The organism is Cyanobium sp. BA5m-10, assembly GCF_024346255.1.
In the GTDB taxonomy this organism is placed as follows: Bacteria; Cyanobacteriota; Cyanobacteriia; order PCC-6307; family Cyanobiaceae; genus Cyanobium_A; species Cyanobium_A usitatum.
Genome location: NZ_JAGQCP010000003.1, coordinates 104249 through 114326 on the forward strand (window position 1 = coordinate 104249; position 10078 = coordinate 114326).

The window sequence follows — 10078 nt, forward strand, 5'->3', positions numbered from 1 at the left end:
GAGCTCGTACAGGGGCTGGGAATGGAACTGACCGAAGGGTGTTTCGGGGCCATCGCTGGGGGAGAAACACAACACTCGGCAAGCCCGTCAGGGTCGCTAGAACCTTGAGGAACTTTCCCACTTTCTCATGCTTCCCCTCCTGGGCTGCTGTGGCAGCGTTGATGACGGTGGTGCTGGTAGCTGGAGGCGTCATCAAGAGCGCAAGCTGCGCATGCTTCAGTTCTGGCGGGACGGGGTGGAACGCCAGCTGGCAGCCGTAAATGCCACGATCAGCACGCTGGAGCAACAGATGGAGCGGGATGCGGCCTCGGCTGGAAGCTGAGGCTTGAGATCGCGTCTGCATTAAGTAGAGCGGCACGCATCTGTGCCAGGCCCTGCTTGAGCCTCCGCTGCACGGTCATCGGACTCACCTGAAGCAAGGCTGCCGTGCGCCGGTAGCTCCAGCCCGAGAGCACTACCTTCTGGATCACACGACGTAATCCGGGCTCAAGGCAAGCAAGTTGCTGACGCACTTCAGCTCCCTGATCCTCCCAGTCATCAGCGCCGGTGAATTCAGAGTCCGAGGGCCTGCCGTTCGAACCCTCATGAAGTCTGGTTTCCTCATAGCCAGTCTCCAGATCCAGGGGCCTGGCTAGGGCTTGACCACGTAGCAGTTCTTGCCATTGCTCAAGGCTGAGCTGCAGAGCTAGTCGCAGATCTTCGGCGCTGGGCTCCCGCCCATGGACACTGCTCCAGCTGGCCTTCAGTTGGCGCAGCTTGTCGTGCAGCTCCATCTGCCGGCGCGGTAACCGCACGGCCGATGCCGAATCACGCAGGTAGTGCAAGATGGCGCCCCGGATGTGCGGTCTGGCAAAGGCCTCGAAAGGAGTTGCTGTTTGTGGTTGATAGAGCTCGGCGGCTCGTAGCAGGCCCATCAGACCCACCTGAACCAGGTCGTCGAGGGGCTCCGGACAGCGGCGGCAGTAGTGCACAGCAATTGGGGTAACCAGACCGCAGTACTGGTTCACCCGCTGGTTGCGTTGTTGCAGGGCACGGCGGCAGAGGGATTTGGTTTTGATCGATTGGGTCATGGGCAAAGTTGGGTTGGCAGGGTTTTGGTTCCCTTCCTTTCCAACCAGCCGCGACGGGGCCCTATTGCGCAACCGAAAAATTACGGAACGTTGATCACATGTCCTTGTCGGGGGCAGCGGCAACCGCCTGCAGTAAGGACCAAGGCCCCTCTCGCTCCAGCAACTCGAGATCGGACCTTTCCGTGGCCAGCAGATAGCCAGCAAAGGCAAGGGCATTGAGGCTGAAGCCAGCGCAATGTTCCTGGGTGCGCCGCACGGTGAGCAGCCAGTTGTCGTCAAAGAGCAGGTTGTATGGGTGCCTGGGCTGGGCGTCCTGGTGGGGATAGCCCAGGCCCAGTTGCTCGGCATGCTCCAGGTAAAGGGCGGGTAGATCCCTACCCCCGTGGGCATCTGTGCGGCGACTCAGCCGATAGGCCCAGGGCCAGGGGCGCTCGCCCCTATCCAGCTGAACTTGGATTGCCGCAGACAGGGGCGTGCTGGCTTCTCCAGCGCGGCGGGGCAGCAGTTGCAGATGCCGGTGGGGCTGGCTGGCGCCAGAGGCGGCACAACTGTTGAAGAACCACAGCCCACCGGTGTCACTGGCCAGCAGCGAGACCCCGCGCCAGTCGTCAACAGAAAGCCAGCCGGATTGCGGCTGCCAGGAGTCCGTGATCAGGAGCAGATGGCCCGCCTGCACTGGATATTTGTTGAGCAGCACCACATGGCCGCTGCTGAGCCGTTCCACTTCCAGAGCTTGCTCCCAGGGCAAAAAAGGATTCGGCTTGGGGCCACCACGGCGTAGGTGTTTGGGGGTGGTGCTCAGCAAACGCCGCAACACAAATGGCTGGTGCTGCGGGGCCGCCAGGACCTCGGTAGCTAGGGGAACCAGGGAGCCGCTGGCCTGCGCCTGGCTGGATAACTGCAGCGCCAGCTGCCAGATGCGCTCAGCTCGCACCAGCCTTGAGGCGGGCCAGAGATGCTCCCTGGTAATAGTGACCAAGAATCTGGTTGTAGCGATAGCCCTGCATAGCCAGATCCTGGGCGCCGTGCTGGCTCATGCTTGCGCCGAGATGGCCATGGGCTTCCAGGGATATCTGGCGGTTGGCGGCATAAAGACTTTCCACGATGGCGCCCTGATAGCTGAGGATCATGCCGGCGGTGCTGGCGGCAGCTTGGCGGGTGCGTTCGTTGCTGCTCGAGAGGCCCTTGTAGGCCTGCCAGCGGGTTGTGTCACCAAGATGCCAGTGACGGTTGGCTGGGCGAGCCATGTGGGCGAGGGCATAGGAGCGGGCGGCTACGGCCTGGGCCCGCAGAGCCTCTAGCGACCAGCTGCTAGGCATCTCAGCTCCAACCACGGCACCGATGTAGTTCTCCAGACCAACGTGATTGACCACCCTGAGCCCGCCACTCTCCGGAATCAGACGCAGGCGCCCTCCATAGGGGCGGCCGTTGACCAGTACGGAGGTCCCACTGGTCTGCAGCCAGGCTTCTGGGCCCTGGAGCCAGAGTTCATTGAGGTTCACCGAACTGCCAGCGCCGCCCTGTTGGAGCAGCTGGCCGTCTCGGCTGACAACCTGCCAGGCTCCGCTGGCGGAGAGATCGGGGTTGGTGCCGGCGCCAAGCAGGGCGACGCGGATTTCCAGATCAACTCCCGGACCCGCTTCGGGCTCATCCAGGCCGAGGCTGGCAGTGGCAGTGGCAGTTGCTTGAGGGGTGGCTCGGCGCGCCTCGAGACGACGCAATTGCTCAGCTGCGGTAGTGGTGTCTTGAGCCGGGGGCGGCGTATCAATAAGGGCATCCAGCAACTCGCCCTGGGCGGCCCCATAGGGGCGGGGAGCCAGGCCCTGGGCCGCAAATCCCACCGCCACGGCTACAACGGCCATTGGGCCAGCCAGCATCAGTCTCCGGCTGAAGAGACCATGCAGATGAAGTCTTCTTGTCTGGAGAAGACTTCTGTTCTGGAGTAGTCCTCTGTTCTGATGTAGTCCCTGATTCAGGCGCAGACGGCTAGGGAGGCCCAGGAGTCGGCTCCGGAGCCATCGGCCTGCACCCGCAATGTGCCGTTCCAAAGGAGGTGGCCCGAACCGCTAAGTCGGATCATGCCCGAAGAAGCGCCATCACACACCATCCCCCCCGGCCGCGGCGAGCACTGCCAACCCACTACGGAGCTGCGGCCTAGGCGATCGAGCCAAAAAGGCGCAACAAGAGCGTGGGCAGATCCAGTAACCGGATCCTCATCAATGCCAAGTCCTGGAGCGAAGAACCGCAGCTGGTAGTCGGCTGGCCGTCCAAGCACGGAGGGAAGGTCGTCTATCGGTCCCTTCTCGATGGCCTGCATCAATACCAAGCCGCCCCGATCAGGACCCTCTAATTCCGCAGCCAGGCCAGGCAACTGGGCCAGCGCTGCCTCTGGCGAAAACAAGGCCACCCGATAACCGAGGCCTGAGCTCCAGTAGGCCAGGGGTGCCCCCCCTAGGCGTTCATGCAGCAACTGGATCAACGCTGGCGATGGCTCGGCCGGCAGCAGACCGGCGCTAGGCAGCACCAGCTGCCCTGAGCTGCCGCTGGCATCAAGGGCTACCGCCAGGGGGCCGCTGCGGGTGAACAGCTCCAATCCCCCGCCGGGCACCAGCTGCTGCCAGTGGCCCAAGGCCAGCAGGGCGGCGAGTGTTGCATGGCCGCAGAGGGGGACTTCGCAGCTGGGGGTGAACCAGCGCAGGGTCCAGCGGCCTTGCTGCTGCAGCAAAAAAGCCGTCTCAGACTGGTTGAGACTGCGGGCAATGGCCTGCAGGGCAACATCGCCCATGGGCTGAAGTAGCTGCACCACGGCCGCACCGTTGCCGCAACAGGGTCGGTCAGCAAAAGCCTCAACCAGCACAGCTGGCAGGGAGACAAGTGGCGTTACAGCAGAGCCAGGAAAGGTCATGCTTGCTGCCACTCCGGCCGCAGATCGCGCTCCATCAGAGCCTTAACGGCGGCAGCAGGGGTGGTGTGGCCTTCGAGCACCAGCACAACCTGCTCACAGATCGGCAGATGCCAGCCTTTGCGGCTGGCAAGCTGCAGGGCCGCTCTGGCCGTGCGAGGACCCTCAACGGTTGCTGAAATGCGCTCGCTTGCCTGCTGCTCGCTGCAGCCCTCGGCCAGAAGCACGCCGCAGCGATAGTTGCGGCTGAGGCTGCTGTTGGCGGTGGCCAACAAATCACCCAAGCCAGCCAGGCCGTAGAGAGTGCTGGTGGCACCGCCTAAACCCTCCAACACCACGCCAATCTCGGCTAAGCCACGGCAGAGCAGGGATGCCTTGGCGTTCGCACCTAAAGCCAGACCATCGGAGATGCCGGCGGCTACTGCAATAACGTTTTTGAGTGCCCCTGCGGCCTCGGTGCCAATCGGATCTGTGTTTGTGTAGAGGCGCAGCGATGTGTCGCTGAGGTGCTGCTGAAAGCGGCGGGCTAGATCCTGATCCGCAGCTGCGATCACGCTGGCCGCAGGTAGCCCTTGGCGCACCTCGGTTGCCAGATTCGGCCCACTCAGCACCAGCAAGGGGGCATCCGCCAACTGGTTTGACCAGAGCTGGGTGGCAGTTGCCAGCAGCTGGAGATCCAACCCCTTGCTGCAGCTCAATAGCGGCAGTCCAGTGGGCCAATGGGGAGCCAGCTGCTCAGCCAGGGGCTGGACCCCTGCCATGGCTACCGCCGAAACCACCAAATCCTGGTTGGCAAGCAGGTCCACCGGACTGCTGCCAGAGCGCCGGGACCAACCCGTGACGATGTGACCTTGCTGACCCCAGCGCTCAAGCAGGGTCTGGCCCCAAGCCCCCAGGCCCAACACGGCGATGCGAATGCCCATCGACTCCGAAGCAGCAGGCAGGTATGCACTGCCATCATGCGGCAGGCCCGTGGGTGCGGCTTCGGCTCTGGAGTTTTTGTGGCAATGAGCTCAGCTTCGCCGTGGCATGACTGGCATGGCACGGGACTGGTGGTGGGGTGTGGCGGCATCGGCCAGGCCCTGCTCCAGGAGCTGGGCCGAATCGCCCCGGGGCTGCAGCTTGTGGGAGCTTCACGGCAGGACTGGCGATTGCCTGGGGATCCCCTGTGGCGCGAGGTCGAGTTTTTACCGGTGGATCTCACCGACGACTCCAGCCTCTCGGGGTTGGCAGCAAGCCTTGAAAATCACCCCCCCCTGCGGCTGGTGATCAACACGGCCGGCCTGCTGCATGGGCCCTTGCTCCAACCGGAAAAGCGCCTCAGTCAGGTGAATCGCCAGGCCCTAGAGCTCAGCTTTGCGGTGAATGCCTTTGCATCCCTGCTGCTGGCCCAGGCGATCGAATCCCTGTTTAGCCCCGCAGACCCATTTCATTTCGCCAGCCTTTCGGCCCGGGTGGGAAGCATCGGCGACAACCAACTCGGTGGCTGGTATGCCTACCGGGCGGCCAAGGCTGCCCAAAATCAGATGCTGCGCACCCTGGCCCTGGAATGGGCTCGCAGAAAGCCCAAGGGGTGTGTGAGCCTGCTCCACCCCGGAACCACGGCCACGGGCCTCTCCGCCCCCTTCCAGGCCGGTGTGCCGCCAGATCGGTTGTTCAGCCCAGAGCGCGCTGCTCAGCAGCTGCTCGACGTATTGGCGGTGCTTGGGCCCCAACAGACTGGGCAGTTCTGGGCCTGGGATGGGCAGCAAATCGCCTGGTAGCTCTCAAATCAAGCAGCGTTTGCTTGCAGGATTGCTAAGGAAATCACCTCAAGAGCGGAATCCTCCGTGGCCTCTAGGCGCACAGGTGGTGCCATGCCGTCCTCGTAGGCCTCAAGCCAGCGCGGCGCACACACACACCAATGGTCTCCAGGCTTGAGCCCGGGGAAGCCATAGGCGGGCGCCGGGGTGCTGAGGTCGTTTCCCTGGGCCTGGCTGTAGCGCAGGAAGGCATCGCTCACGACACAGCAGACGCTGTGACGACCCAGGTCGGCGGCATTGGTGCGGCAATGACCGTCGCGGAACCAACCTGTCATTGGTTGGCAGCCGCACACAACCAAGGGTTCACCCAGCACATTTAGCGAAGCGGAAGCTGGCTGGCTAAAATCGCTCACGGGAACCGGGGAAAATGTGGATAGCTCCAGTCTGGCCAGGCAGTTCGGAGGTTGCAGCACTGGGCTGACGACAAGCTTCAGAGCTATGCGAAAGGCAACACACCCGCACAAAGTTGGGCTAGGTAGTTGACGGATTCCGGGGGGGAGGCGTTAAAGGTCGAAGAGCGCGTTCACCCTGTCTTTCAGCGCGGCCCCCTTCATGAGCTGGGAATTCACCGAAGACGCGGCCTTTCTGGCCCTCTGCGACGCGTACAAAGAAAGCGGTGAACCCTCCGCCATGGAATTCCTCGCCCACGGCGAAGGGGCTTTCCATTTCCAGGAACTCACCCAGAACGCCGCCGGCGAAGGCATCGACCTGAGCGACTCCTCCAACCTGGAGAAGTTTCAGCAGGAGGTGATCGACGCCCTCGAAGACCTTTGCAGCTAGAGCTCAGGAGTAGAAAAAAGCAATCTCCTTAGCTTTCAAGCCATCCCATCCGGCGGCCTTAAGCCGGGCATCAAGGCTGGCTTGGTCGAAATGCTTCGAGCCTGTCTTGACGATGCGATTGCGCATCGATTTTTTGACACCGCTGCGGGCCCGCTGGCTTTCCAGATCCATCACCTCCGTGTATAGAGCGATCATCTCGGAGGGGATCGGGGTGCCATCCAGGTCGATGCCCGAGGCGATTGCGGCATCAACGCCGCCAGGTCCGGCAATGGCCATAGCCGTTTTGCAAGGTGATTGGCCAGGCTAGAAGCCGCCGCCCCCCTGCTCAGGCTGAGAAGTATCGAGCTTGGGTATGTAGGGCCACTAGGGCAGTGGTGCTCTGCTCTGGTTCGAGTTGGTCGCTCTCATCCATCGACATACCAATCCGCTCGGCACCGAGCCAGGCGAGCTGCTGGCGGGAGTCGGCCACATTTGGACAGGCGGGATAGCCAAAGGAGTAGCGGCTACCGCGATAGCGCTGAGCCAGCACGTCGCGCAGCGGCATCGCGGTGGGATCAGCAAAGCCAAGCTCCCGCCTGATGCGCACATGCACCCATTCGGCCAGAGCCTCAGCCAACTGGACTCCAAGTCCATGGAAATAGAGGTAATCGGTGTATTGATCGGCTTTGAAAAGCTGCTGGGCAAAGCTGGTGGCGCCTTCGCCCATGGTTACGGCCTGCATCGGCAACACATCGGTTGGCAGCGACGAACCATCGGCTGCAATTGCGAGATCTCGGTAGAAATCAGCAATGCAATAGCGGTTGCCTGAGCGCTGGCGGGGCAGCTCGAAGCGTCCTAATTGTTGCTTGCGCTTCGCTGGGTCAAACAAGACCACGGCGTTGCCACTACGGCCGCAGGGGAAATAGCCGTAGGCCACCCGAGGTGAAAGCAGGCCATCCTCGAGACAGCGCGCCATCCATTGCTGCAGAACGGGCTCCGCCTTCTCGACCAGCATTGCTTCGTAGTCTTCGCGGCTCTGCTGCTGGGTCTTACGCAGCTGCCACTGGCCTGCAAATAGGGCGTTGCGATCGAGGTAAGCGAATACTTCCTGCAGGTCGATCTCCTGCTCAGTCAAAATCTGGCTACCCCAAAAGGGTGGCTCAAGGGCGCTCTCTTCGGTCACAGCCGTAGAGCGCTGATCATTTGGTTCAACGCTGACAGTGACTTCTGTAGGGGAAATAGCTACGGCTTCTCTTGCCCCATCCGCCTTGGCAGGCTCTTCTGCGGCGGTCTCGGGAGAGACGATGCCAAGCCCCTCCGGAATCGGTCCAAGGAAACCCCGTAGGTCGTCCCAGGCACCGCCTGCTTTTGCCTCCATCAGGGCGTCCATGAAACGGAGATCGGCAAATGCGTCGCGGCCGTAGACAACCTGACCTTGATAGGCGGCCCGGCAATCACCATTAACAAACCTAGGCGTAAGTGCTGCCCCGCCAAGTATTACCGGCACAGCAATACCAGCCTGATTAAAGGCATCTAGATTGTCTTTCATGAAGGCCGTAGACTTCACAAGTAGACCGCTCATGGCGATGCAGTCGGCCTGATGCTGCCGCTGGGCATCGATTATAGCTTCACAACTTTGCTTGATGCCTAAATTGACTACGTTATAGCCGTTGTTGGTGAGAATAATATCTACAAGATTTTTGCCGATATCATGCACATCGCCTTTTACGGTGGCGATCAGGAATTTACCCTTGGCCGAGCTTTCTCCCTCGGCCGTTTCCATGTGGGGCTCGAGATGGGCTACTGCCGCCTTCATGGTTTCGGCGCTCTGTAAAACGAAGGGCAACTGCATCTGGCCGGAGCCAAAGAGCTCGCCCACTACCTTCATGCCGTCGAGCAAAAAGGTGTTAATGATCTGCAGTGGCGGGTAAGTAGCAAGCGCTTCGTTTAGGGAGGCATCAAGCCCGATTCGCTCACCATCAATGATGTGCTGCTTGAGACGCTCCTCCACCTTCAGGTCGGCGAGAGAGGGGCCTGAGGCCCTGGCCTCTTTGGCGCTCACCCCTTCAAACAGGGTTGTGAGCACGGTCAGAGGGTCGTAGCTGCAAATAGAACCCGGCTCATTGGTCTCAAAGCGACGCCGGTCGTAGATCAAATCGCGGCACACCTGCTGGTGCTCTGGACTGATCTTTGCCAGGGGCAGAATCTTGGCAGGGCTAATGATCGCCGCGTCCATACCGGCTTCGCAGCAGTCGTGCAGAAATACCGAATTCAGCACAATCCTGGAGGCCGGCGACAGGCCGAAACTCACGTTGCTGACGCCCAGCACCACATGCACCCCTGGTAAGTCGGTGCGAATGCGGCGGATTGCCTCAATCGTAGCCGCACCATTGAGCCGATCTTCCTCAATTCCCGTGGATATCGGTAGGGCTAAGGGGTCATAGAAAATCTCGTGAGCAGGAATTCCAAACTCAACCGCGTCTCGGTAGGCGCGCTGGGCGATGGCAAATTTGCGCTCCGCTGTGCGTGCCATTCCCTCTTCATCGATAGTGCCCACGACCACCCCGGCGCCATAGGCCTTAGCTAGCTCCAGCACCTTGAAGAAACGCTCGTCACCATCTTCGTAGTTGGTGGAATTGAGTATGCATTTACCACCGGACACCTTGAGCCCGGCCTCCATCTTCTGCCACTCGGTGGAATCAAGCATCAACGGCAGGTTGACGTTGGTGACGAGACGGCTCACCAACTCATGCATGTCCCGTTCACCATCGCGACCGACGTAATCGACGTTGACGTCGAGCACATGGGCATTCTCCTTCACCTGACCGCGTGCCACTCCCACTAGGCCATCCCAATCCTCCTCAGCTAGCAGCTCGCGCACTTTCTTGCTGCCACTGGCGTTAAGCCGTTCACCAATGATCAGGAAGGAATTGTCCTGGTGGTATGGCGTGGTGCTGTAGATCGAGGCAGCAGCAGGCTCACCCTGCAGCAGGGGGCGTGCGTGCTGGGTCTGGGGGGTACGCACCGGTCGAGCAGCTGGTTGCAACTCGGCTGCCAACTCGGTCAATGCGGCGATGTGGGCAGGGGTGGTGCCGCAGCAGCCACCGATCACCTGCACGCCTAGATCTTCAACGAAGTGCAGCAACTGCATCTTCATTTCGAGCGGTGTCAAGCGGTAGTGGGCTACACCGCCGATATTTTCTGGCAGGCCTGCATTGGGGATACAGCTCACCACAAACGGACTGTGCTCGCTCAGATAGCGGATGTGCTCCTTCATCTGCGCCGGTCCAGTGGCACAGTTGAGCCCCAGCACATCAATCGGGAATGGCTCCAAAATCGCCACCACAGCAGCTATATCGGAGCCGACCAACATTGTGCCGGTGGTCTCCATCGTCACGCTCACCATCAACGGCCGCCTCTGGCCGGTCTTGGCGAAGGCGTCCTCAATGCCCTGCAGGGCCGCCTTGATCTGCAGCACGTCCTGGCAGGTCTCGACAATAAATAGGTCCACATCTCCCGCCAGCAGCCCTTCGGCCTGCTCAGCA

11 protein-coding genes are annotated in these 10078 nt (G+C 61.4%); 3 read left to right on the top strand and 8 right to left on the bottom strand.

Annotation, left to right across the window (positions count from 1 at the left end; translation table 11 throughout):
• Nucleotides 1-127 precede the first annotated feature (127 nt).
• Nucleotides 128-322: a sigma factor SigF gene (locus tag KBY85_RS02590; RefSeq protein ID WP_254959992.1), complete on the top strand. Its 195-nt coding sequence runs from the start codon at nucleotides 128-130 to the stop codon at nucleotides 320-322.
• Here the strand turns inward: KBY85_RS02590 and KBY85_RS02595 are convergent.
• The 5 genes from KBY85_RS02595 to KBY85_RS02615 all read right to left on the bottom strand — a co-directional run bounded on the left by KBY85_RS02595 (nucleotide 270) and on the right by KBY85_RS02615 (nucleotide 4895).
• On the bottom strand, nucleotides 270-1070 hold the full coding sequence (locus tag KBY85_RS02595) for a sigma-70 family RNA polymerase sigma factor (RefSeq protein WP_254959993.1): 801 nt from the start codon (nucleotides 1068-1070) through the stop codon (nucleotides 270-272). The genes KBY85_RS02590 and KBY85_RS02595 overlap by 53 nt on opposite strands.
• Before the next feature lie 94 nt (nucleotides 1071-1164).
• Nucleotides 1165-2004, bottom strand: a complete 840-nt coding sequence (locus KBY85_RS02600; protein WP_254931402.1) for an ATP adenylyltransferase — start codon at nucleotides 2002-2004, stop codon at nucleotides 1165-1167.
• Nucleotides 1994-2932 carry a SpoIID/LytB domain-containing protein gene (locus KBY85_RS02605; protein WP_254931401.1) on the bottom strand — a complete coding sequence of 313 codons (939 nt, stop codon included), beginning with the start codon at nucleotides 2930-2932 and terminating at the stop codon, nucleotides 1994-1996. Before KBY85_RS02605 ends, KBY85_RS02600 begins: the two co-directional genes overlap by 11 nt.
• 110 nt (nucleotides 2933-3042) lie before the next feature.
• Nucleotides 3043-3975, bottom strand: coding sequence for a PhzF family phenazine biosynthesis protein (locus tag KBY85_RS02610; protein WP_254931400.1), 933 nt, complete (start codon nucleotides 3973-3975; stop codon nucleotides 3043-3045).
• On the bottom strand, nucleotides 3972-4895 hold the full coding sequence (locus KBY85_RS02615; RefSeq protein ID WP_254959994.1) for an NAD(P)H-dependent glycerol-3-phosphate dehydrogenase: 924 nt from the start codon (nucleotides 4893-4895) through the stop codon (nucleotides 3972-3974). The genes KBY85_RS02610 and KBY85_RS02615 overlap by 4 nt, the downstream gene beginning before the upstream one ends.
• 84 nt (nucleotides 4896-4979) lie before the next feature.
• Between KBY85_RS02615 and KBY85_RS02620 the strand changes: the two genes are divergently transcribed.
• Nucleotides 4980-5735: an SDR family NAD(P)-dependent oxidoreductase gene (locus tag KBY85_RS02620; protein WP_254931398.1), complete on the top strand. Its 756-nt coding sequence runs from the start codon at nucleotides 4980-4982 to the stop codon at nucleotides 5733-5735.
• 8 nt (nucleotides 5736-5743) lie between these two features.
• On the opposite strand, the gene KBY85_RS02625 is transcribed toward KBY85_RS02620, so the two are convergent.
• Entirely contained in the window at nucleotides 5744-6127 is a 384-nt protein-coding gene (locus KBY85_RS02625; RefSeq protein WP_254931397.1) for a DUF2237 family protein, read from the bottom strand.
• 199 nt (nucleotides 6128-6326) lie between these two features.
• Here KBY85_RS02625 and KBY85_RS02630 point away from each other — a divergent pair, with 199 nt between their 5' ends.
• The gene (locus KBY85_RS02630) at nucleotides 6327-6554 is read left to right on the top strand and encodes a hypothetical protein (protein ID WP_254931396.1); all 228 of its coding nucleotides are present in this window, start codon (nucleotides 6327-6329) and stop codon (nucleotides 6552-6554) included.
• Between the two features lie 3 nt (nucleotides 6555-6557).
• Here KBY85_RS02630 and KBY85_RS02635 read toward each other — a convergent pair whose 3' ends face one another.
• Both KBY85_RS02635 and metH read right to left on the bottom strand, forming a co-directional pair.
• On the bottom strand, nucleotides 6558-6830 hold the full coding sequence (locus KBY85_RS02635; RefSeq protein ID WP_254931395.1) for a DUF4090 family protein: 273 nt from the start codon (nucleotides 6828-6830) through the stop codon (nucleotides 6558-6560).
• A gap of 49 nt (nucleotides 6831-6879) precedes the next feature.
• Nucleotides 6880-10078, bottom strand: a 3199-nt coding sequence (metH, locus tag KBY85_RS02640; protein ID WP_254959995.1) for a methionine synthase, incomplete at its 5' end; no start/stop codon positions are given.

Excerpts from the sequence above, each read along its gene's own strand:
- KBY85_RS02590 (WP_254959992.1), top strand. The coding sequence starts at position 128 with ATGCTTCCCCTCCTGGGCTGCTGTGGCAGCGTTGATGACGGTGGTGCT.
- KBY85_RS02595 (WP_254959993.1), bottom strand. The coding sequence starts at position 1,070 with ATGACCCAATCGATCAAAACCAAATCCCTCTGCCGCCGTGCCCTGCAA.
- KBY85_RS02605 (WP_254931401.1), bottom strand. The coding sequence starts at position 2,932 with ATGGCCGTTGTAGCCGTGGCGGTGGGATTTGCGGCCCAGGGCCTGGCT.
- KBY85_RS02610 (WP_254931400.1), bottom strand. The coding sequence starts at position 3,975 with ATGACCTTTCCTGGCTCTGCTGTAACGCCACTTGTCTCCCTGCCAGCT.
- KBY85_RS02615 (WP_254959994.1), bottom strand. The coding sequence starts at position 4,895 with ATGGGCATTCGCATCGCCGTGTTGGGCCTGGGGGCTTGGGGCCAGACC.
- KBY85_RS02620 (WP_254931398.1), top strand. The coding sequence starts at position 4,980 with ATGAGCTCAGCTTCGCCGTGGCATGACTGGCATGGCACGGGACTGGTG.
- KBY85_RS02630 (WP_254931396.1), top strand. The coding sequence starts at position 6,327 with ATGAGCTGGGAATTCACCGAAGACGCGGCCTTTCTGGCCCTCTGCGAC.
- KBY85_RS02635 (WP_254931395.1), bottom strand. The coding sequence starts at position 6,830 with ATGGCCATTGCCGGACCTGGCGGCGTTGATGCCGCAATCGCCTCGGGC.